23 protein-coding genes are annotated in these 23,150 nt (G+C 42.6%); 6 read left to right on the top strand and 17 right to left on the bottom strand.

Translation table 11 applies throughout. The annotated features are described in order from the left end of the window. Positions 1-7: 7 nt before the first annotated feature. Positions 8-1,009 (bottom strand): MoxR family ATPase, encoded by a 1,002-nt coding sequence (locus V7L01_RS24345; RefSeq protein WP_335039252.1) that lies wholly within the window; start codon positions 1,007-1,009, stop codon positions 8-10. A 429-nt stretch (positions 1,010-1,438) separates the two neighbouring features. Between V7L01_RS24345 and V7L01_RS24340 the strand changes: the two genes are divergently transcribed. Continuing rightward, the gene (locus V7L01_RS24340; protein ID WP_335039250.1) at positions 1,439-3,220 is read left to right on the top strand and encodes a M61 family metallopeptidase; all 1,782 of its coding nucleotides are present in this window, start codon (positions 1,439-1,441) and stop codon (positions 3,218-3,220) included. A gap of 160 nt (positions 3,221-3,380) precedes the next feature. Here the strand turns inward: V7L01_RS24340 and pyk are convergent, their stop codons facing one another. Then, entirely contained in the window at positions 3,381-5,150 is a 1,770-nt protein-coding gene (pyk, locus tag V7L01_RS24335) for a pyruvate kinase (RefSeq protein WP_335039248.1), read from the bottom strand. 367 nt (positions 5,151-5,517) lie between these two features. On the opposite strand from pyk, the gene crtR reads away from it, so the two are divergent. Next, positions 5,518-6,417 (top strand): beta-carotene hydroxylase, encoded by a 900-nt coding sequence (gene crtR, locus V7L01_RS24330; protein WP_335039246.1) that lies wholly within the window; start codon positions 5,518-5,520, stop codon positions 6,415-6,417. 242 nt (positions 6,418-6,659) lie between these two features. Here crtR and V7L01_RS24325 read toward each other — a convergent pair whose 3' ends face one another. The 7 genes from V7L01_RS24325 to V7L01_RS24295 all read right to left on the bottom strand — a co-directional run bounded on the left by V7L01_RS24325 (position 6,660) and on the right by V7L01_RS24295 (position 11,578). Further along, on the bottom strand, positions 6,660-6,896 hold the full coding sequence (locus tag V7L01_RS24325) for a serpin family protein (protein WP_335039244.1): 237 nt from the start codon (positions 6,894-6,896) through the stop codon (positions 6,660-6,662). Beyond that, positions 6,850-7,845, bottom strand: coding sequence for a serpin family protein (locus V7L01_RS24320; protein WP_335039241.1), 996 nt, complete (start codon positions 7,843-7,845; stop codon positions 6,850-6,852). Before V7L01_RS24320 ends, V7L01_RS24325 begins: the two co-directional genes overlap by 47 nt. Positions 7,846-7,945: 100 nt before the next feature. Beyond that, positions 7,946-8,497, bottom strand: coding sequence for an opioid growth factor receptor-related protein (locus tag V7L01_RS24315; RefSeq protein ID WP_335039238.1), 552 nt, complete (start codon positions 8,495-8,497; stop codon positions 7,946-7,948). Between the two features lie 252 nt (positions 8,498-8,749). Then, entirely contained in the window at positions 8,750-9,244 is a 495-nt protein-coding gene (locus tag V7L01_RS24310) for a hypothetical protein (RefSeq protein ID WP_335039236.1), read from the bottom strand. A gap of 156 nt (positions 9,245-9,400) precedes the next feature. Then, on the bottom strand, positions 9,401-9,814 hold the full coding sequence (gene aroH / locus V7L01_RS24305) for a chorismate mutase (RefSeq protein ID WP_334883875.1): 414 nt from the start codon (positions 9,812-9,814) through the stop codon (positions 9,401-9,403). Positions 9,815-9,945: 131 nt separating this feature from the next. Continuing rightward, positions 9,946-10,767, bottom strand: a complete 822-nt coding sequence (sppA, locus tag V7L01_RS24300) for a signal peptide peptidase SppA (protein WP_335039234.1) — start codon at positions 10,765-10,767, stop codon at positions 9,946-9,948. Positions 10,768-11,281: 514 nt separating this feature from the next. Beyond that, a complete protein-coding gene (locus V7L01_RS24295; protein WP_335039233.1) occupies positions 11,282-11,578 on the bottom strand; it encodes a hypothetical protein in 297 nt (98 codons plus the stop codon). A 460-nt stretch (positions 11,579-12,038) separates the two neighbouring features. Between V7L01_RS24295 and V7L01_RS24290 the strand changes: the two genes are divergently transcribed. The 4 genes from V7L01_RS24290 to plsY all read left to right on the top strand — a co-directional run bounded on the left by V7L01_RS24290 (position 12,039) and on the right by plsY (position 15,648). After that, positions 12,039-12,833, top strand: a complete 795-nt coding sequence (locus V7L01_RS24290) for an MlaE family lipid ABC transporter permease subunit (RefSeq protein WP_335039232.1) — start codon at positions 12,039-12,041, stop codon at positions 12,831-12,833. A 114-nt stretch (positions 12,834-12,947) separates the two neighbouring features. Further along, entirely contained in the window at positions 12,948-13,334 is a 387-nt protein-coding gene (locus tag V7L01_RS24285; RefSeq protein ID WP_335039229.1) for a DUF3119 family protein, read from the top strand. A gap of 215 nt (positions 13,335-13,549) precedes the next feature. After that, complete coding sequence (locus tag V7L01_RS24280; protein WP_335039226.1) at positions 13,550-14,824, top strand: DUF3086 domain-containing protein; 1,275 nt, start codon at positions 13,550-13,552, stop codon at positions 14,822-14,824. 146 nt (positions 14,825-14,970) lie between these two features. Continuing rightward, positions 14,971-15,648 (top strand): glycerol-3-phosphate 1-O-acyltransferase PlsY, encoded by a 678-nt coding sequence (gene plsY / locus V7L01_RS24275; RefSeq protein WP_335039223.1) that lies wholly within the window; start codon positions 14,971-14,973, stop codon positions 15,646-15,648. A gap of 152 nt (positions 15,649-15,800) precedes the next feature. Here plsY and V7L01_RS24270 read toward each other — a convergent pair whose 3' ends face one another. The 8 genes from V7L01_RS24270 to V7L01_RS24235 form a co-directional block, all read right to left on the bottom strand. Then, a complete protein-coding gene (locus V7L01_RS24270; protein WP_335039220.1) occupies positions 15,801-16,058 on the bottom strand; it encodes a hypothetical protein in 258 nt (85 codons plus the stop codon). A gap of 63 nt (positions 16,059-16,121) precedes the next feature. Further along, positions 16,122-16,361, bottom strand: coding sequence for a hypothetical protein (locus tag V7L01_RS24265; protein ID WP_335039218.1), 240 nt, complete (start codon positions 16,359-16,361; stop codon positions 16,122-16,124). 343 nt (positions 16,362-16,704) lie between these two features. Then, complete coding sequence (locus V7L01_RS24260; RefSeq protein WP_335039215.1) at positions 16,705-17,274, bottom strand: hypothetical protein; 570 nt, start codon at positions 17,272-17,274, stop codon at positions 16,705-16,707. Positions 17,275-17,398: 124 nt separating this feature from the next. Then, entirely contained in the window at positions 17,399-19,000 is a 1,602-nt protein-coding gene (locus V7L01_RS24255; RefSeq protein WP_335039214.1) for a hypothetical protein, read from the bottom strand. Beyond that, positions 18,997-19,701 carry a hypothetical protein gene (locus V7L01_RS24250; RefSeq protein ID WP_335039212.1) on the bottom strand — a complete coding sequence of 235 codons (705 nt, stop codon included), beginning with the start codon at positions 19,699-19,701 and terminating at the stop codon, positions 18,997-18,999. Before V7L01_RS24250 ends, V7L01_RS24255 begins: the two co-directional genes overlap by 4 nt. A 151-nt stretch (positions 19,702-19,852) precedes the next feature. Then, positions 19,853-20,680 (bottom strand): hypothetical protein, encoded by an 828-nt coding sequence (locus V7L01_RS24245; protein ID WP_335039210.1) that lies wholly within the window; start codon positions 20,678-20,680, stop codon positions 19,853-19,855. Between the two features lie 285 nt (positions 20,681-20,965). After that, a complete protein-coding gene (locus V7L01_RS24240) occupies positions 20,966-22,027 on the bottom strand; it encodes a hypothetical protein (RefSeq protein ID WP_335039208.1) in 1,062 nt (353 codons plus the stop codon). Positions 22,028-22,227: 200 nt separating this feature from the next. Beyond that, on the bottom strand, positions 22,228-23,085 hold the full coding sequence (locus V7L01_RS24235; RefSeq protein WP_335039206.1) for a hypothetical protein: 858 nt from the start codon (positions 23,083-23,085) through the stop codon (positions 22,228-22,230). Positions 23,086-23,150 lie beyond the last annotated feature (65 nt).

Genomic DNA, 23,150 nt, shown 5'->3' with positions numbered 1-23,150 from the left:
GTCTCGCTTACAAACCCATTAGCTGTTGAAAATCTTTCATAAACTGCTGTAATTTTGCGTCTTTCTGGACTAATTGCGCCAAAACACCCAGATGTCCTCTACTCCGCATGACTCGAAATAAATCCACTGCAAATAACTGCACCCATTCGGCTGTTGCAACTTGACTTAGCCAAATAAAAGCGTTGTAAGCTTGGTTTGCGTCAGCAGCCCGCACTGTTAAACCAACTGCTGTGGCATATTTAGTACTTGGTTCTTGAGGCCAGGGAATGCGATCGCCTTTACCTGCCAAAATAGGTGTCAGATTCGGTAGTGTTTTGTAGAGTTGAATAAAAGCCTGAAACTCAGTCGCAGTAGCCACCCCCACCGCCGGAGTAATATCTAATTCTGCATGGTGTAGCGCACTTGCCATTTCCCAAGAACGAGGTGAAGGCCAAGCGGGTTGCTGGGGATCGATTTTATGCAATAATGTAGGGCGAAAGGAAAGAAAGGCTATTATTTGCTCGTGTACGCCTGTTTCTAAGGCATAAGCTTTAAAGCTGTCAAAATCAGCTTGTGCCTCCAGATGTAAAAACCTATTTGCTAAAGGTGCAGGCATATCAAATACAGCTGCACGGTCTTCTTTACGGTTGCCAGCAGCCCAGACAAACCAACCTGATGGTACAACGTAGGAGCCAACTTTTCGATCTAAAATCAACTGTTGAGCGACTCCCTGCATTGCTGGCGGTGCCATATTTAGTTCATCTAGAAACAGGATGCCTTTACCGCCACGGGGCAGGAATTCTGGCGGATACCACTTGGAAATACCATCTTCGGCAACGGGTAAACCGCGCAAGTCGGTAGGCGCGAGTTGACTGAGGCGGACATCCACAAAGTCGATATCATACTCTTGAGCTATCTGTCCGACGATGCTTGATTTGCCAATGCCGGGAGGCCCCCAAATCATCGTACTAATTTGCAAGTTTTTACGGATAAGGTTGTCTAAATATGCTTTTAGCTCGGAAGGGGTCATGGATTTTCAATTTTCGATAAATGCTCATTAGATGGAACTTCGGCTTCTGTTGAGAAGTCAAGGATACGGGTATTATATTTGAGCATCTACAGTTTGTACCTGAAAACTATATTTTCAAAATGGGTTTTACAATCGGAGAATCTGCACTATCCAGCTTACTTTTGACTTGGCCTTACTAGTGCGGTTTTTTGGTGCGTTGGCGTAGCCCGTCGTAGACATCGCAGCTATTAAACATCGCTGAAGTACTCAAATTGCGTGTAGCATTTATGTACTATAACTTTAGTTATGGAAAATAAATAAAGTGTAATCTTTATTTGAGAGTAAGCGGATTTATCTGTAAGGTCTTAACTACGAATTACTGTCTTTTCTATGAGATGCTCCGCGATCGCAGTGGGGCGTAGCTTATTAACAATTACCTCAGCAAACAAGATGACTGAAGCAACCGCAACTCGTCCCAATACCTACGTTGAGGAAACTGGGTCAACGATTCATTACCTGGTGGCAATGTCCCAACCAGAAACCCATCTGTTTGAAGTGACTTTACGCCTTGTGGATTATTCCTCTCCGATGCTCGATTTAAAATTGCCCGTTTGGACACCAGGTTCCTATTTAGTCCGGGAATACGCCAAGAATTTACAGGATTTTGAGGCTTTTGCAGAGGATAAGCCTTTAACTTGGCGGAAGATCGGTAAAAATCACTGGCAGGTAGACAAAATAGGTGTTTCGGAATTAACTGTACGTTACCGCATTTTTGCGAATGAGCTATCGGTACGAACCAATCACTTAGATACTACTCACGGTTATTTTAACGGTGCGGCACTATTTTTTAGAATACCAGGTTGGGATAAACAACCCATTCGCGTCACCATCGTACCACCACACCCGGAATGGCAGGTAACTACTGCCTTACCTCCCGTTGGTGAGGAAACAAATACTTTCTTAGCTGGCGATTTTGATACTCTGGTGGATACTCCGTTTGAGATTGGTAGCCACCAATTGTATAAATTTGAGGTATTAGGAAAACCCCACGAATTGGCAATCTGGGGGCAAGGTAATTACCAAATTCAGCAGTTGATTGCTGATATTCAAAAAATTATCCAGGTAGAAGCGCAGATGTTCGGCGGTTTGCCTTATGAACGATATGTGTTTTTGCTACATTTATTTAGCCAAGCTTTTGGCGGTTTGGAGCATAAAGACTCTTGCTCCTTAATTTACCAGCGTTTTGGGTTTCGCGCTCAGGAAAAATACGATCGCTTTCTGCAATTAGTCGCACACGAGTTCTTTCACTTGTGGAATGTCAAGCGAATTCGCCCAAAAGCATTAGAGGTTTTTGATTACGACCAAGAAAATTACACCCCATCATTGTGGTTTTGTGAAGGCACTACTAGTTACTATGACTTGTTAATTCCTTTACGGGCGGGAATTTATGATGTTCAGTCGTATTTAAATAACTTAGGTAAGGAAATTACCAGATATGAAACAACACCAGGGCGGAAGGTACAACCCGTTTCCGAGTCGAGTTTTGATGCCTGGATAAAACTTTATCGCCCCGATGCCAATAGCGGTAATTCCCAAATTTCCTACTATTTAAAAGGAGAAATGGTATCGTTATTGCTGGATTTGCTGATTCGCTCTACTCACAACAATCAGCGTTCCCTCGATGACGTGATGCTGAAAATGTGGCAGCAATTTGGGAAAGATGAAATTGGCTATACTCCAGAACAGTTGCAAGAAGTTATCGAATCTGTTGCCGGAATCGATTTGACTGATTTCTTTAAACGCTACATTGATAGTACTGAAGATTTGCCTTTCAATCAGTATTTGGAACCCTTTGGCTTGCAGTTGGTAGCCGAACAGCAGGAAGAACCTTACTTGGGCGTGAGAATAAATACAGAGAATGGGCGGGAGATAGTTAAGTTTGTGGAGACTGGTTCACCTGCACAACTAGGGGGAATTGATGCAGGTGATGAGTTGTTAGCAATTGATGGGATTAAGATAACTGCGGGTGGCTTAAGCGATCGCCTGAAAGATTACCAACCAAACGATAAAATCGAAGTCGCAGTTTTCCACCAAGACGAACTCCGTACTTATTCCATCACCCTGGCGTCACCACGTCCAACTAGATATCAGGTAAAGCCTGTTGATTATCCTAACTCCACACAGCAGCAAAACTTTGCTGGATGGCTGGGGGCTGCGATCGCAACTGTTTGATAAAGGGATTGGGTATAGGGCAGAAGAGGCGGAGGGGCAGAGGGGCAGAGGGGCAGAGGGGCAGAGGGGATAAAACTTACTACAACTCCTCTGCTCCCCTGCTCCTCTGCTCCCCTGCTCCCCTGCTCCCCTGCTCCCCTGCTCCCCTGCTCCCCTGCTTCTAAGCCGTTCTCACCGCCCCAGAGTAAATCAAACCCCGTTGCAGATCCAGCGTTATAATCGCTCCATCTCGAATCGCCTGCGTTGCCTGCTTCACGCCGACAATCACTGGTACGCCAAGACGCAACCCAATCACTGCTGCGTGACTTGTAAGACTTTCATCTTCAGTAATAATCCCGGCAGCTTTCCGAATTGCCTCTACAAAATCGGCACTAGTGCGGGGTGCAACTAATATGTCTCCGGGATTAAAGTTACTCACATCCATACCAGTATTGGCTACCCGTGCGCGACCACTGACTGAACCTTGTCCTAGTCCAATTCCGTGACCTAATACTGCCGTCACCACCTCTACCTTAATCAAATCTGTGGAGCCAGAAATCCCTTGGAGTGTACCAGCCGTCATCACTACTAAATCTCCCTGAGACAGCAACTTAAGTTCCTGAGCTACGTTAATCGCAGCTTGAAATGTCTGACCAGTGGAAGGTAATCCTAGCACCAACAACGGTTTGACTCCCCACACCATCTGTAGCTGCCGCGCCACATTTACATGGGGTGTCACCGCCAAAATTGGTGTATGAGGACGGAACTTAGAGACATTGCGAGCTGTTGCCCCCGTTTGCGTTAGGGTCATGATTGCCGCTGCACCTAGTTGTTCGGCAATTTGACCGACAGCTTGACTAATCGCATTGGGAATGGAGCGTCGGGCATCTCTCGAAGAACGTAAGTTTAAGTGTTGGGCTTCTTCCTGCTCCATCCGCTCGGCAATTCGTGCCATTGTCGCCACTGCTTCTACAGGGAAGCTACCCACCGCGGTTTCATTGGAGAGCATCACCGCATCTGTGCCATCTAAAATCGCATTTGCCACATCCGATACTTCGGCGCGAGTGGGACGGGGATTGCTCACCATGCTATCTAACATCTGAGTAGCAGTGATGATGGGAATCCCCAAGCGATTTGCTGTGGCAATTAGCCGTTTTTGGAGTACTGGAACATCTTCCGCTGGCAATTCCACGCCTAAGTCACCTCTGGCAACCATCACGCCATCACACAAAGCCAGAATCGCCTCCATTTGTTCAATGGCTTCGTGCTTTTCAATTTTGGCAACCACTGGCACTTGCTTGCCTGTACTAGAAATTAGTTCTTTAATTTCGATCATGTCCTGGGGATTGCGGACAAAGGAAAGTGCCACCCAATCTACACCCTGATCTAGACCAAACATCAGATCCTCTCGGTCTTTGTCGGTCATTGCCTTAATTGACAGGTAAACGCCGGGAAAGTTTACGCCTTTGTTGTTAGAAAGTTTTCCAGGCACGGTGATCCGACAATGCAAATCACCTTTGTCTCGGTTAATCTCCTCGACTACCATTTCTACTCGTCCATCATCGAGGAGAATTTTTGCCCCAACTGGAACTTCTTCGGCTAAATAATCGTAGGTGACGCAACTAATTTCCTGCGTACCCACTACCGGACGATTTGTCAAGGTGAAGCGATCGCCTTTTGCCAAAACTATAGACCCGTTATCAAACTTCCCCAAGCGAATTTTTGGGCCCTGCAAGTCTTGGAGAATAGCCACTGGCTGATTTAGTTCAAAAGCGGTTTGCCGAATTAAGCGAATACTACGCTGATGGTCGGCATGAGTTCCGTGGGAGAAGTTTAGCCGTAGCGTCGTGGCTCCCGCTTCAATAATCGCCTTAAGCATTTCAGGACTGCTAGTGGCGGGGCCAATAGTAGCGACAATTTTTGTCCGGCGCAGAGAATCTCTTAATTGCATAGGGGCTGAAGTTAGGGAGCTATCTGGGAAGTCATAGTAACTTAAGTGGCATCTCCTTTTCAGTCACTGCTATATCAGATATGAGCAGTTAGAGAGAGTTTATGGGAGAGTGGGGGCTGTGGGATAGACTAGATATAGTACATCAATCTTGTATCCATCTTTCCGACAAAGGAGTTTATCCCATCAACTTCTTACCAATTTTCATACCCCACTTATCAGTAAAGACTAGGCTTCGTCTGGAATCATAGCGTTATTCATCTGCTGATATGCAAAGCTGTGGATAAATATTGCTATACAAAAGTTTACAAAACTTTATTCGTCCCTAATATTTATCGTATATTCGTAATGTTTGATTAAGAAGGAGACAATGTTGGAGACGATCGCATCGGAGGCACGAAAGCCACTGACAATCCCACCCAAGGAATTTTTAGCGCCTCCTGGTGATTTTAATCCCACGCTACTGCTATTTTTCGTAGCTGTAGCAATGCTGGTGTTATCTAACTTTGGTTACTGGCTTTGGGAATGGCCGCACTGGCTGTGCTTTAGCGTTAACACTATTGCCTTGCATTGTGCTGGAACGGTAATTCATGACGCTTGTCATCAATCTGCCCATCGCAACCGAACGATTAATGCGATGTTAGGGCATGGCAGTGCATTGATGCTAGCTTTTGCTTTTCCTGTATTTACGCGGGTACATTTACAGCATCATGGACATGTCAATCATCCGGAAGACGACCCAGATCATTATGTCTCTACAGGTGGCCCGCTGTGGCTGATTGCGGTACGATTTTTGTACCATGAGGTGTTTTTCTTTCAACGGCGACTGTGGCGTAAATATGAGCTATTAGAATGGTTCATCAGCCGCTTAATTGTCGGTGTAATTGTTTATATATCAGTGCAGTACAACTTTTTGGGTTACATTCTGAATTTTTGGTTTATACCAGCTTTTGTGGTGGGGATAGCACTGGGATTATTTTTTGACTATTTGCCCCATCGTCCTTTTGCGGAGCGCGATCGCTGGAAAAATGCTCGCGTCTACCCGAACCAAGTTCTCAATATTCTGATTATGGGACAGAATTACCACTTAATTCATCATTTGTGGCCTTCGATTCCTTGGTATAATTACCAGCCTGCATACTATGTCATGAAGCCCCTGTTAGATGAAAAAGGCTGTTATCAAACTTCAGGATTGTTGCAGAAAAAGGACTTTTTTGAGTTTGTTTACGACATCTTTTTAGGAATTCGGTTTCATCACCAAAAAGAATAGAGTTATTGCATAGAGCGATGCCTACTACGGCGGCTCCTACGCCTACGAATGGCTAGCACCAGTAAATTAACAAAAGTACCTCATATCAAAGCTAGCCTTCATTGTCAACCTTGGTATTCAAGAGGAAGCTTGATATTGAAACACTATTCAAAGTTAGCTTGCTGGCAGATGCCTTAACATAGAAGCAACTACAATATTTCGCCTTGGGATACTCATAACTTGCCCAATTATTTAGCCCAAGGTTACAAACTCTTCTCAGGATTGACTATTTTCCCAAGAAACAGGATACTCGCTGTTATCCTCTCACGAATCAGAAAGATGAAGGGACAATCGACTTTAAAAACTGGTACTGGTAAAGGTTGCTCAGACAAGAACAAATTGAACATCCCCATAGCTGTTGCGGCTGCGGCTTCAGTACCCTCATCATTTACATCAACAAAAGCCTGATGGATGGACAACTGCTCCAATGCAGAACCCATTTTCTCTGCCATCCATACCAGAGAAATTAGCTTTATTTTTATCAAAACCATCTCTCATCCCCATCGCAATCAGAGTCTCATTTAATTGAAACTGAGAACTGACTCTAAAACGTGGCAGAAATACACGAACCTCTGTCTCCTGAAGTCCCTCTACCCAATTCGCCAGATTTTCCAGGGTTAAGTTGTCTTCAAGTTCCCTCAGTCCGTTAATCTGTTTGGGTAACAGAACAAGCATTGATAGATCGTTGCCAACGTAGGGCAACTGAAGAACCTGTAAGTCCTCGGTTTCTTTGTACCCAAATCTCTCCTTCTGCTCCATCATAGGCACTTGAATCTTTTTGGCAGATGTTATCCAAAATGGAGCTGTTTCTGTAAGGGTATTGTCAAACTTATTTTTCCAGTCTCCTTGGAAATAAATGGCATTGACTAAGACCAGACGCGTCAATTCATTGAGAGAATTTGATGGAATCAGATTCTGAATCTTATCCTCAGTTTTTTCTGCAACCCAAGCATTAATAATCTTTTCTGCTGCTTCTGGATCTTTCTGATAATCTACGGCAGTAACTACCACCCCATAAGAATTGTTTACGAGGTTTAAAAACTCTTTAAGCAAAGGGTATCCTGTTTGGGGCCACAGGGAATTGGCAGTTCGCAACAGAATTCCTGACCAATCTTGTACTGCTTTTAATTCCATTTCTAGGCAAGCAAATGTTTGGTGAAGTTGTTCCTGCCCCGATGTGAAATGGAGAACTTGAGCTATTTGCATTTCTGTATCTTTACGAGCACCAGCGTAAGTCATAGCTAATGCTAAAGATATACTGTATGGGGAAAAGAATAGGTTGTTTTCCGTTGGCTTAAGTCTTTCATATAAATCAAGAGCGAAGGCAGTGTTTGCCCTCACAATACTTTCGATGTCTGGATTAACTTCTTCTATAGGAGAATCTTTCATCTTCGGACTGGTTTAAAATTCTTTTCATACTAGCCTCAAAATACATCAGGCTACGAGTCTCAGCAAAGCATCTCAATCCCATCGGCATTTAACGAGATTGTTACATTCTCGCATTGTGTTTGACTGCAATTGTCCAATACTGAAATGTTTCACCTCCAATGCGATCGCTATCCTCACGGTAGATTTGCCGCAAACATTCATAAAATGCTTGGGCTTCATTCTCCAATCCAAATGTTATTAAACACTTTAAGATCCGGGTAATGCGAAGATAATTGTGGTCAAATGTACAGACCCATTCGCGTTTACGATTCGGATAGTCTTCTGACTGGCTGACAAGTATTTTTCCGTCATTACTCTCGTGGCGTTGCAACCCATAAAATTTAAGCATAACTGTGAAGGAACGCAGCAAATTTTGACGTAGGTGTGGGTTGCTTTGAAATGCTTGAATTACTTCCTCATCAACGATGGGTGCATTAGAATTGAATGCGCTTCGCTCAGGCAAAGGGAACAACCACTGAATGTAATCATGGGTACACTCCAATTGTTCAAAATCCCAAGTCCACATCTCTTGAATTGTCCGACCTTCTGAATCATGTTGCTCCCCTAAGTAGAACGGAACAAGCATTGCACTGAGTTGTTTTTGATGATTCATTGCAAATTCCCTTCACAACTCAACATCTTGATTTTGGGCGCATCCTAACACACCGCTTTAAAATGCTGAACCTGTCTGACGTTTTCACAACGAACACACGCAATGTGGATGTTATGGTCGTTGTGTCTCGCTATGATCCCACTCCACCCCGCGCTTTAGTTCTCTATGGTACCAGTAACTAAGAGAAGACCCAAATTTTAACCACCGATAATCTTGTGTCCTTCGGCTGCAATAGCTGGTTAGCCCGGAAGCTTAATCGATTTTCCAGACAAACTTTAAGCGCCTAATCTGTTTCTCTAGCATTGCTGTAAGACTTGGATAGTTAGGAGAACTTGTATCAAAGTCAGCTTCATCAGTAACATAGAGTGTTGCAAGCTCTTGCTGCGTTTCTGGTAGAACAGTCCAGTAATATGTGCCCTCAAATCCAAATAAAGGCAGCACATGAACTATTGGAGTAAAATCTTGTTCCCATTCTTCTCCTAATTCCAGAGCGCTTGCCAGTGAGTAGAATTCTTGCTCGTCATAACCTGACTCTGCTGACGGGAACAGAGAACCATAACCTGTGCCATTGCGCCATTGGTAAAGTTCAATGATTTCTATCGGCAGTGTGAAGGATTTGCCCTCAAGATAGCTCTGAATTTGTTTGGGAGTTAATCCAGGATCTAAATTAACTTTGTGCCATTCTTCTGAGTTGTACTGCTGCACCAATTCAACGATTTGATTTAGAAGCTCAGTCACTCTAGGCATGATTGACAAGGTTCAAATTTGAGATTTTTTCAGTTTTATGTGTTCTTTATCAACAGCTTGAGTTGCAAAAATGATTGGTCACAACTACTTAATTTAATACTGGCACAACACAATAACTTGAGCGCTAACTAGTTATTAGACTTAGATGTAAATAATTTACACTTTTGATTTAACTGTTGGCTGTGATGTTTGTAAAGACTGGGGCAAACTCCAGTCGGGACGCAAGCTAGCGGCGTTGCGTAAATAAATATGATGAATTGAGGCGGAGGCTGGCAGATAGGCGTGGATTAAGAACCGAATGCAGCGCTGTAAGCTGCCTTCGACGTGCATTTGCTGCACATCCAACATGGCCACATTATCCCAACCAGGACGCGCTCTGGCGATCGCAGCTGGAAAAATCGCATCCAAATCGCGTGTCACTGAGAAAGTCACACTAATCATGTCCCTCGGTTGGAATTGGTTCCGGTTTTCCAACTCATCTAAAAGTTCAGTCACTACCTCTCGCATTGCCTCAACGGTATTTTCTGAAACGGTTGTTGCTCCGCGAATCGCCCGCATTTGCCACTCCACGCCAAAATCCTCCTTAAAACAAAAAAGTGAGAAGTTAGGAGTTGAGAATGAGAAGTTAAGATTTTTAACTCATAACTCCTCACTCATAACCAGAGCAACGGAAACGTCTCCGGCTTTGCTCCTAACTCAAGCTAGGGTCGATATAACCACAACGGTAAACCACTAGTAGACATTTCAAATTCGAGCCAATCAATACCAGCCCCAATTCCTGATGAAAACTGACGACTCCCTGGTACAAGGCGACTCAAAAAGGGTTTACGTTCTTCTAGGGTATAGCAGAGAGTTTTTTCTGGATCGAGTCCGACCAGTTCTGCTGTCCAGCGACGGGCATCTTCTTCTGTGCCCAAACGGTCTACAACACCCAACTCTAGGGCTTGCTGTCCAGTAAAAATCCGGCCATCGGCGAAACTTTTCACAGCTTCTACTGTTAAAGAACGGCCATCAGCTACCGTTTGGACAAACTGCTGATAACTTGTGTCAATCAACTCTTGCAGGATGTTTTCTTCTGGTTGAGTCAGTTGCCGATCGAAAGCCAAAATGTCTTTGTAAGGGCCAGACTTAATTACCTGGAAGGAAACACCGATTTTTTCTAGCAAGCGTTCCAAGTTATTCCCACGCAGAATCACACCAATACTGCCTGTAATCGTACCTGGGTTAGCTACGATGTGTTCGGCTCCCATACCGATGTAGACACCTCCAGAAGCCGAAATATTGCCAAAGCTAGCGACGATTTTAATTTTTTCGCGCAAACGCTTCAGGGCGCTGTAAATTTCTTGAGAATCTCCGACTGTACCGCCAGGGCTATCAATACGCAGCAATAATGCCGGAAACTTTTTTTCTTCTACAGTTTTCAGGTCTTCTAGGACGCGTTTGCGAGTAGCACCGGCGATCGCACCAGTAATTTCAATCCGCGCAATTTGTTTTCTAAACTTGGGCTTAAACGGCCAAATCATGAGCTGTGAACATACCTCGTAATAAACTCAATATAAGATGCCCAGCGGTCAGACGACCTGCTTTGCTCTGTTAAGAAACATGAGCAGGCATTGTGTCCATCATAATTTTAAGGAAATTTTTATATTTTCCAGTTAGTTTTATTTGATATTCTCAAAGATTGCAGCTAACACAAAATGCCAAACTCTAGTCTAGCGTCCAACGTGATGATTTGGCACAGACTATTTTAGCTGTTTTACGGAATTCAAAATTCCAAAACCCTTTAAATTCTATATTTTTGACCTTTTGAAAATTAGCTGGCGACAGACGCGCAACTACATTAGTTGTCAATAATTAATAACTAATGAATGATAAATATTTAATCAATAACTTCGGCACTGAATTTAATTAATAAAAATTCATTCAAAAACACTAATCCTTATCTAGGTTAAAACCAGTAGTCCTTTCATTTTTGGAAATATTACTTTTTCCTCTCTTGTAGAGGCTTTGAGCACCTGACAAACTTATTTCCACTACTTACGAATCTATTCGTAAAATTTGACACCGATAATAAGCGTACATATCAAACAGTGAGCCGACAAAACTACAGGTCAAGCTAATCACAAATAATCCGCGTAGGGGGGTTCCAGTGCCAAAGGTGGCGAGAAAATGCATAATCTGAATAGCGATCGCCTCAGTTAACTCTTGTAAGCCAGGAAAGTAGCCCATGAGAGAGAGAAGGAGCAGTCCGCCGCCAATTAGGAATATGGGAGCAACAAAACTAAAAATAATCGTAAGTAGTAAAGAGCGGAGAAAGTTAGTGAAAATAGTCATTTAGCACAAACTCCGTGAGTAGAGATGACAAGAGCCAGATAACGGTTTGTCATTTTCTACAATACGTGCGATCGCTCCTGAGCAGGCAATATGTCAAAAATCTTAAGTTTTCATTAAAATAAACCGCTACCAGTTACAGCATATGCTGGGGATATAAAAAATGATTTTAATCTACAAAACCCTTGCAAAATCAAGGTTATAACCCAAGTTAACACCTATTTATTGGTTTGCTGCACGTTTAATAACAGCTTCATTTTCTGAGAACATGTTTAATCTAAGTTAATATTCTGCCCCTTTAGGGGTGTGGGGAAATGAGCGAAATAAGGGAGCAAGGGAGAAGAGTTTTTCCCCCTGCCCCCTGCTCCCCGCCCCTCTGCCTCTTGTCAATTCCCCATTCCCCATTCCCTATCCCAATGACTTCCGCTATTCTTAAGGCAGTTACCGAGTTAGCTACAGAACATTGAACCAGACTACATCCAAATCCAGTTTAGGAGAATGGAGTCAGCGGTTGCTGGCGGCGATTTTTCTGGGTGGGCAAGTACTAGTTCACCTATTGAGAGGCAAAATCCATCGGCGCAACACCTTAGAGCAAATGGCAGCAGTTGGGCCAGATTCCCTATTTATTGCCCTCTTGACGGCTATTTTCGTTGGTGCGGTGTTTACGATTCAGGTGGCCCGGGAATTTATCAACTTTGGCGCAGGAAACATTATCGGCGGAGTGCTTTCTGTCGCCTTGACACGAGAACTCTCTCCCGTGTTGACAGCAGTGATTTTGGCCGGGCGAGTTGGTTCTGCCTTTGCAGCAGAAATCGGCACTATGCGGGTCACAGAACAAATCGATGCCATGTTGATGTTAAGAACAGATCCAATCGATTATCTAGTTATTCCCCGCGTCCTTGCTTGCTGTTTAATGCTACCAATTTTAACCCTCCTGTCTTTGGTAACAGGGATGTTAGGGGGATTAATAATTGCCACAAATATCTACAACCTGTCTGATACGGTATTTCTAGACTCAGCCCGTAACTTTCTTGGTATCTGGGATATTTTGAGCGCCATGATTAAAGCGTGTTGCTTTGGTATTTTAATCGCCGTAATTGGTTGCAGTTGGGGGTTGACAACAACAGGAGGAGCCAAAGGTGTAGGACAGTCAACCACAACTGCTGTTGTGACTGCTTTGCTAATTATATTTGTTAGCAACTTCTTTCTTTCTTGGTTAATGTTTCAGGGGACTGGCAGTGCATTCTTAGGGCCATAAAACTGATGAGTTAGGAGTTGGAGTGAGGAGTTTTAACTCCTGCCTCCTGCCTCCTGCCAACTGAGCCTCCTAAAATAGGAGAGATGCCTATTAAATAAAGCAGGATTTAAGATTGTGACCAGTTCATTTGCTTCTAACTCCACATCAACTGTGGAACTCAAGCCTAGTTACAATATACCTATAGTGTTGGTAATTGCCGCTATTCCCCTATTGTTGGTACAACCGTGGGTAGGCTCCGTTTTCACACTATTTGGTTTGTTTCTCATGTTTCAGGCGTTAACGCTGCGTTTGCAATTTACCGCCACTGACTTAGATATTTACAGAGGCGAAAAATTGATTCGGCGCTTTCCCTACCAGGAATGGCAAAACTGGCGGATATTTTGGAATGGAGTCCCCATTTTGTTTTACTTTAAAGAAACTAAAAGCATTCACTTTTTGCCAATTTTATTTGACCCCAACACCTTGAAAACTTGCTTGGAACAACGTTGTCCACGTATTTAGCCCTCAGTTCCATCTGTGCTGAATTGTTTCGATCTAGACTCATAACTCAGCACTCATAACTCAGGACTTTTTCAGTCAAGACTACATATGTTTCAGGAAATTCTGTTTCCTGGTTACAAGCCCCATACCAAGAGTGGGTGGGGCAATTGAGGGCAGGTCAATTGTAATATTTCTGAAAGCTATTTATTCGCGTCATAGGAATTACACTATTGTTTATGAACCCAGAGGCATCTCAAACCCCAGAACCAATTGATGAGCGGTTGGCAGAAAAACAAGAACAGAATAATGCACTTGAATATCCACTCAATCCATCTGTTGAGTCAGTGGGAGAAACAGGGGCCATTAACTCATCACAGGACTACACAAATTTTGAGCCACTGATCTCGAATGCAGAAGTGGTAGATTCTACAGTAGAGCTAACAGAAAATTCAAATGGCGAGTTTGTAGCGCAGTCGGAACCGGAAAATACCGCACTGGGATCGGAAATAGGAGCAGGAAATAATTCATTATATGCAGAAGCAGAGCAGCGAGTGGCAGAGTTGCAGAGCGCTGAAGTAGCCCTCAAGGAAGAAATAGCCAAGCTGCAAGCTTCTTACAAAAACCTTCAGTCCCAAGTGAGTGAAACTCAGACATCACTGGGACGACTTGTGCAAGAATCGCTGGTGCAGTTAGAACAACGCAAACAAACCCTACAAATTTCTGTAGAACAACTAGAACGCCGTCAAGAACGTATCCGCAACGAGATGCGAACCACTTTTGCTGGTACATCCCAAGATTTGGCAATTCGGGTGCAGGGTTTTAAAGACTATCTCACGGGTAGTTTACAGGATTTGGCCTCTGCCGCTGAACAGTTGCAACTGACGCCAAGTGTGGTGGAACGAGAAAAACCATCTGTAAAAGAGGCTAAACCAGTTGAAGCCCAACCTGGAATACCACAATTTGCCCAACAGCAGTTTCAAGATACTACTAAGCAAATTCGCCGCCTAATTGACCAATACCGCAACAAACCAGATTACTACGGGCCAGCGTGGCAATTACGCCGTACCTTTGAACCAGTCCACGCTGAACGAGTCTCTAACTGGTTTTTTACCCAAGGGGGACGGGGTGGTTTGCGGACAATGGGTAGTCGTTTGCAGAATATCCTAATTGCCTCAGCCGCAATTTCGATATTACACAAGCTGTATGGCGATCGCGTCCGTACTTTAGTCTTAGCTAATACACCGGAGCGATTGGGTGAATGGCGGCGCGGCTTGCAAGACTGTCTGGGAATCGGTCGCCCGGATTTCGGCCCAGACCGAGGCGTGGTATTATTTGAGGCGTCTGATGCTCTGGCTCAGAAAGCAGACCGATTGACAAAAGCCAATCAACTGCCCTTAATTATCATTGACGATTCAGAAGAGCAAATCAGTCTGTCATTGCTACAATTTCCTCTGTGGTTAGCCTTTGCTCCTGACCCCAAAACAGTGAGAAACTATGATGATGACTTTTAAATGAGTCATTAGTCATTGGTCAAGAGTAATATCTCTTGACTTTTTTAAATTTTGTTAGCGTAGCGTAAAGCCTTCTCTTCGAGAGGCTTCGCCAACGGCATGGCTTCGGTTAGAGCGAGTCTTCGAGCGTCATTTTGAATTGGATTATGGCTATTTGGTTAACTCTGTGCGGGGCAATTGTGGTTATAGCTTACCTGTTGGGTTCTTTTCCCACTGGGTACATAGCTGTGAAGCAGTTAAAAGGTATTGATATTCGGGAAGTTGGTTCAGGTTCCACTGGTGCAACTAATGTACTAAGAACCTTGGGGAAAGGGCCAGGAGCATTCGTTTTAGTACTTGATGCCTTAAAGGGAGTATTAGCGATCGCTCTAGTTTATTGGATGTTCAATTTTGAGCCAATTCAAAATTATATCCCTCCAACGATAGATGCACAAGTGTGGCAACCGTGGATAGTAACCTTAGCTGGGTTAGCTGCCATTCTGGGACATAGTAAATCAATTTTTTTGGGCTTTACTGGTGGTAAATCCGTTGCTATAAGCTTGGGGATTTTGTTGGCAATGAGTTGGCAGGTAGGTTTAGCAACAGCGGGTGTGTTTGCCATTGTCGTGGCGATATCGCGGATTGTCTCTTTGAGTTCAATTGCGGGTGCGATCGCAGTTTCCATTTTCATGGTACTTTGGCATCAACCGTTACCCTATATTCTGTTTGGGATTGCCGGTGGATTATATGTGATTTTGCGCCATCGCACTAATGTTGAACGACTGCTTGCTGGTACTGAGCCAAAAATCGGGCAAAATGTAGCGACACCAGAACAAACGACATAATGAGTTTTTGGTACATACCTCGCTCCAAGCGATATCCTGAGCGTTAAATGGGCGTAGTATCTCTTGGACTAATGACTAATAACAAATGACAAATAACAAATGACAAATGACTAATAACTAATGACTAATGACTAATGACTAATGACAAATGACTAATGACTAACTTTGCCTTTAATTAAACGGTGGAAAAGGCGGCAAGGCCACAAAAAAGCTCCACAGATACTTACTGAGGCGATGGCGACCACAACTCGCCAAGTGGAACTAGACTCGGTGGCAGAATCTGAAGGGTGAGCTTGTGTGCTTTTCGCTAATTCTGGCACTGAATGAGATAGCTGACTGGCTGTAGTCACCCCTTCAATCGCTGCTCCAATTAGATAAGCTACCAGGGCAATTACTAGCCAGTTATTCATAATATTCAACTGTTTGAACTCTGAGCGTATGCTTGGCAGTGAGCAATTATTTGATTTATCGTGCTAATGATTGCCGCCTTGCCCATACGATAATCTACCTTCGGCTGTATCGCGAATGAGGGGCAGTTTAGATTTTATATAAGTATTGAGGGTGCTATCTGACTGAGGATCGATCGCCTGCTTGGCTTTTAACTGCTGGAGCAGAACTTGTACTAAAGCAGCATCATCAAACTGAAGCAGGGTGCTAACCTGGGTAGACTCGATTACAGCCCAAAGCTGTTGCATCATTTTGGCAGTGACCATGAGCCTGTAACCTCTTAAGCTTTTCTTTATATTTACACGTATTTTGAATTTTTGCTTACTTTTTCTCTGAAGATTTATAAACATGTAGGCTGAAAATACCTGAGCCAGTTAAATCATAGGGTTTTTCATTGATTGCAACTACAACGCTGTCTATCGTCCTATTTTAACCGTGCTCTATTAAGAAAAAAACTGCCCAAAGGCTTAAATCCTCTCTAACCCTTTTTTCTAAGGAGGGAATGAAAGTAAGGCTCTTGAAAAGCCACAATGCAGACATAGGTAGGCATCAGGGCTTTTTATGCAGGGGGAACTTCAGCGTTCGTCATTAGGTACTTTTGCTAGAAGTTTATTGTGAAACTCTCACGCAAGATCCTTCCTGACCAGAATCGGGAAAAACTGCTAAAGTGTGATATTCAGGGTTATCTGTTTTATATATCACTCGAAAAGTATACAACTTGTTTCTACCTTGTCCTTCGGTAACAACTGTTAAAAGTGTATTGCTAGTGGGAGGAAGTCCAGGAATGTCGAGTTTTTGAATTCGTCTGAGTTGAATTACATTCGCTGAGGAGTTTTTACAATCTCCTCCACTACTATTAGAGTCTTGACCAAACTGCATACATACTGGCCCATCAAAGTCTATAGTTACTTGTGATGGATCGTTTAACCAAACTTTTTTAATTACTTCTCCAGCCGGGATAAAGCTTAAGTTTGTTCCTTGTTGATACCAAACGTCGATCGTAGGTATTGCTCCCCCTAAACCCTGTGCTTGACAGGAAAATATAGAACGCAGAACAGCGTTATTAGCAACAGCGCGGCCTACCAAAAATAACATAGCAACCGAGAAAATTAAGGAAGCTATAGGTAGGAAATAAGAATTACCTGGGGTATTTCCTGACAAGTTAGGATTATTTTTCATGGTTGCAAAGGGGAAGATTGGTAGATAGAACAGGAGAATATGGAGAAGATGGAAAGAAAACTAATTCCCAATTACCATTACCCAATCAAAAATCTAAAATTGGTATAAATCCTACCTCTTAAAATTAGATTGGTTGATTAACGTATAATTCAACACTTGTGCCAGCTTTCATAAACCAAATATTAGTTGGTTGTGACATTTGGGCGATCGCCTGTTGATTGCGTTGCGCTATTTGGGGTACTACAGAGTTCATACCACCTTCCAGAAGCCCAGCTGCAAGGTTGCGTTTGTTCTCAGTCTCACTAATAAGGCCAGTGGAGGTATTGGTGGTGGTATTGTTCGGGTTGTCTTCGGTAGGGTTAGAAGATGTTGATGCTATAGAATATGGCACGAGTTTGGTATCAGGGCGATTTATTAACTCTGCGGCTTTACCAATACCTCCCAAAACGAATAGTCCTGCATCCATTGATGCTATGGACGAACTTTGACCGGGATATTTACTTGCTACTAAAGGTTTACCTTGAGTACCGCGAATAATAATTGCATTGTTGGGTAAGCTTTGTTCGGTAGGGTTGCCGTCATTTTGCGAGATAAGCTTAGTTACGTTCATCTGCATAAGACCTTGTTCGTTAATGGAACTAATTTCAGCTAGGAATTCGGTGTTTGCAGGTATGACGGTAGTACCATCCTTAGATTTTAGTGCTTCTTGCGATTTGATCACAAATACGTTTTTCCCTTCCGCTGTTTCATCACCACCGCCTGATCTAGTAGTAGTTTCCCCAAATATCGCTGTTGCTAACACAGCTCTAGCACTAGTCCCTACTGCTAAGGATTTTTGTCCCACGGGTTGCGCTTGGCTCACCTCAGGAGCAGGAGTTTCTGGTTTTGGTGTCTCTTCCTGCGGCTGCGGATTGTTTGCAGGTTCAGGAGCAGCTGCGATGTTATTGGATTGATTCGTAGCATCTACTTGACCGTAGCTACCTAACTTTGCTAACCTTCTCCACTCTTGAAGTGGGCTTGGTGGAGATGGTGGAGTTATATTGACTACGGGTTGAGTGTTTGGTTTCACAACTGGTAGTTGGGGCGATCGCAGCGGTTGAGAAGCAGGTACTCTAACAATGCGTTCAACTGTCACTGTTCGAGGTACATAAGCTGTTGGTGGGGGTGTTGCGATCGCTCTCTGTGTAGCTCTGGAAGAAACTGACGGTTCTGCTTTTAAGACTACTGTAGGCGTTGATTTGGCAGTTCTGAGCTGTTGTTGAGCAGCTTTCACCATCTCTGCTTGTTCAGTCAGGGCTAATTTCGTTTTCAGAGTATCTACTTCGCCTGCTAGTTGTTGAGAGGTAGATTCATCAGTTGGCTGCTCAGGCACTTGTGGAGCAACAACAGTTTTTGGCTTTTCAGTGCCAGGCATTAGCTGGGACAAAAACACACCACCCACCAAAACGATCGCTAAGGTAGCAGCTCCTACCAGGCCTAACTTTGCAAAAGGATTAGATGAAAAAGGTTGCTTAGTCTGAACTTCTTGTGGAAGAGATAGGGACTCTTGCGGCGTTGCAGAGTCTTCCGATCCTTGAGTATCGGTAGAAGATTCTTCTTCAAAGCCGACTAACCTTGACATCCGCGATTCCCAATCAAAAGATTCTACATCTTGTTGGTGAGCATCGCTATTTAGAGTAAATCCATTTTGAGCAGGTGTTTCCGCAGGAGTTGAGTATTTAGTCATGGTAAAGCTTGCTTGGGATTTCCAGAACAATTTTTATCTTTGATATCACATACATTATAAATTTCTAGTCTGGCTTCACCAAGGCGGTAAGCTGCGAACTGCAATGGTAGTGCTGCATTTGGTAGGGAAGTTGCGGGTTCATCTATTGCTCTAACTAAAATTTGTTTATTAAACGAAGTTGATTTTCCCAACCTATCATAACCGCTAAAAACTAGTTGATTAGCAAACATTTCCACTTTCCACTGTCCATTACCTATTTCTGTAGGTTGAGAGATTTTTTGGATTACTAATACATTCTCCGATCCTCTATTAACATTTTCAAATTGGCTATCTGGATTTAAATTAGTAAGTTCTGACTTAAGCTTTTCTTTAAAATTATCAGCGACGAGTTGGGAGGTAATTTCCCAGACTTGGGTTGGCGGCTGTTGTTCTGACGAGGTAAGCATTAAGCTCATAGTTTCACCCACAAACCGCCGAATAGCCTCTGGTTGTCGCTCTAAATTTGGTTGGGGGTCTACAGTTATAGTGCGACCATCAACAAGTTGCACTAAACTTTGAGGTGCGAGTTGCCGACTTAACTGCTGTAACATCGATCCGTGAAATAGTAGTAAAAGCAAGGTCAATACATGTAACCCAAATGTTCCTACTGCTAACAGTGGCAATGGGTTGTTTTTCCTATTTTCTGGTTTGAGTAATTGCATTAATAATTATATAAATTGAATTAGTTAATTATAAATCTATAGGTCTTATTTGATTAATTTTTTAAAAAATTCCTCAACTCGAAAAGCCTGATTCCCTACTCCCCATTCCCCAGTACAGACGCGATTAATCGCGTCTCTGCCCACTCCCTACTCATCTGATAAAGCTATCAGATGTTTGTCCAGCCCCGCATTGTGTAAATTTATCATTGTTAAGGCTGTTGTTGCCATCTAGCAAACATAAGTTACGAATTTCATAAATTTCTAATCTATCAGCGCGGACACTATAAATTGCTTTTTGCAAGTCTGTGCCATTGTCGCCTAGAGGATTATCAAAATAGTCTGCTGCACGTACCAGTAAATCTTTGTTAAAAGGAGTTATGAGTTTTGCACCACCAACTCGGTTTTTTTGAATTAAGTCGGCTACTATACCCACTTGCCACTTTCCTGGTGCAATTTGTTTTGGCGGATAAACGCGCTTAATAACTAATTGTGATGTCATCATTAGGCTGGGATTTTCAGAGAAAACTTCTGGCGGTGTCATTTCTGCAACTGTGCTTAAGAAACCTTTACGAAAGTCTTCAGATAAGGCAAAACTAGCTATCCAACTGCTGGTACTAACTTTTTGGCTACTCCCTTGAGGTGTTTGAATAAGAACTCCTAAATCTGGTTTGGGAGTTGCAACTTCTTCGATATTTTGTGGTGGTAAGGTTCCAGACCAGCTAAACATTGATATCATAGTTTTGCTGATGAATTGGCGAATTGCTTCTGGATCTCTTGCTAAATCATCAATATTAGTTACTGGTTTTCCGTCTATTAATTGCACAAAGTTGGGAGGTTTTCTCAGACTGAGTTGGCGAATATTTAGCCCTTGTAATAAGAATAAAAATAAAACTAATATATGTAAACTGAAGGTTGCGATCGCAAAAATTGTCAAAACACTTGCCGTCGTTCTTTGTCTTTTTTCCAGTAAACGCACCATTTACTCACCTCTTATGCAAAAAACTTCAGCTATTATTATATATTAATAATAGGGCTATTTTATATATAAACCGCCCATAACTAAAGTTCTAGGCTAATAGCTAAAGTCCGTTTTAACGAACTAGAATTTTTGCTCAGTCATCTTTTAGATGACTTTCGCTATTAGACTCAGAATTCATTCTGAGGCGGGCTAGATGAGAATGAAATAACCCTGATATTAATTACGGCAGATAATTCAGCAGTTACGACACTTATCAAAATTTTATTCATTTTGAATTTTGAATTATTAAATCCTCTCCCTTACTAAAGAAGCTGTATTGCTGATCCCACTGAAGACTGCAAAACCGCCAGCAGCAGCCACAAGTAACGATAAAATTGGTGCTAAAATTCCGAGGAAAATTATGAACCACATTAAATCTGGATCGGCACTAGCACTTTGACCTGGCCCATTTACAATAACTGTGGCAGTCACAACAGCAATAATATTGAATGAAATCTTGGCAATTCCAATAGATAAAAATCCGGTCAGCCATGCAAAAATTGGTTTGCCAGCTACAGGCAGTAAAGACCCACCTACGGCTATTGGCCCTAATAGTGCTATCAGCAACATGGTAGCTTCTATCAGATTCTGAAACGCATATTGCAAAGAAATTAAAAAGTTTTTGATGCTTGTTTGGACTGTAGAACCTAACAAAGAATTAAATGAGATTTCTGATACAAAGCCTTTGTCATATCTAATATCATCTATTTTAGTTTGTAGCCGATTTATCCAAACTCTCCTTCCGTATGTATTTCTATATTTCTGCAATAGAATGTTGATTCTATCGGCAGCGTTGGTAAAGCAGTGACTTTGTTGAGCGCCAGTAAGGGATTGGCAAGGACGCAGAAAAGAACCAGTTATTTCTTCTGCAATACTCATATTCAGTGCTTGTTGGTACATTTTACCCGCATCTGCTGTTTCCACTACTCGCTGATTCACAGTGTTTAAAGTACCCCGTAATCCTAGTGTCAGATTAGAAAGGATACTTCCCTTCCCTGAGTTACTTAAGAGGATCACCACCAAAAAAGGCCAGATTAAAGCTGATATTGGACGACTATATTCGTAGGATATTAAATCTTTGAGGAATTGTATCATAAAAAATAACAGGGTTCCTACCGCAAAAAAAATACCCAGATTTGTCAGCGCTCCATACAAATTCTTATCAGTGTTATTTACTAATAAATCAAGCCATTGTTTATTCCAACCTTCGGCAATACTTAGAGAAGTTGTGGCACCATTATTGAGAACCTCATCAATGCCTAGTTGGTTGCCTAGTTGGGCAAAAATTAGTTGAATAGCAAGTTGCATTTTGAGTTGATGGGCTATTTTTTTTTAGATTTAGTAGGGTGAATTAGGAACGAAACGCACCATCCCGGATGATTTGGATACGTTAGGACTGCGTAACGCACCCTACCAAACTGTTTTTTACATTTCCTGTTGGTTTGTAATAAGTTTAAGGATTTTAAAAATTGATTGTATGAAAATTAGAGTTTTTTTATCCTAAAATCCTACTTTACAACTTCTTTTCCCCTAAACAAATCTAGTTGAGAAGTAGCTCGTAAAAGTCGTGCCGCTTCTGTAGATGTATCTACTCTCCGAGCGCGATTCGCTTCTTCTGCCTGCTGAGAAATGTTTGCTAAATTTAAATTAGAATATTGTAAAGACTGATTCGTTTGTATTGTCTGAGCAAATGTTTCACCTATAATTGCTGATTGTGCCTGTTGAATCTTAATAGTTTGCAATTGATTATCACCTAGTGTTTGTCCTATTAATGATAAAGCCTGAGTAAAACCAGCAGTACTAGCACCAGCAGCAGTACTAGCACCAGCACCAGCTATTTGGTTAAATTTGCTGTTAATCAGGTTGTTACTTGCCCCTGCCGTATCGCTAATTGCGTCAATTTCTTTTAGTGTGTTTTCAGTATTTTCTAACTTTACTTGTGTCCGATTTTGTCCATCTTTACCAAGAATAGCTTCTGCTGCTCCACGGGTAATAAAACGATTGAGTTCATTACTAAGTAAATTTGCCCGTACTGCTGCATTATTTTCAAAGCGACTTTCTTTAGATTGTGAACGATAAGATTCGTTGATAATGTTATCACGAACCTTTTGTCCCGCAGCGACGGGGTTAGGTATCTTCAATTCTATATCTCCCTGGGAACTATCAAGAGCATTTCGGCTCTGTGCTTCTACAGGCTTTAAGTTTTCGCTCACATTATTTTGAAAGTATTTTCCCATATCTGTGGAATATGATTTAAAATTAGTCCAAACCTCGCCTAATCCCGATCCCAGTTGAACTTGTGCCATTACTGGTAAGATTGCCAAAGATGATAGCAACGTCAGAGTAAAAATGGTAGTTTTTCGCATACATTTGTGCCTGAAAAAGGTAGACGATATCAATTAAGTAGCAAGTCAGAAATTTAGCTTTTTAA

This window comes from Nostoc sp., assembly GCF_036917095.1.
Taxonomy (GTDB): domain Bacteria; phylum Cyanobacteriota; class Cyanobacteriia; order Cyanobacteriales; family Nostocaceae; genus Nostoc.
Note: the sequence above shows the minus strand (reverse complement) of the source record. Positions and strands in the feature narration are given on the sequence as shown.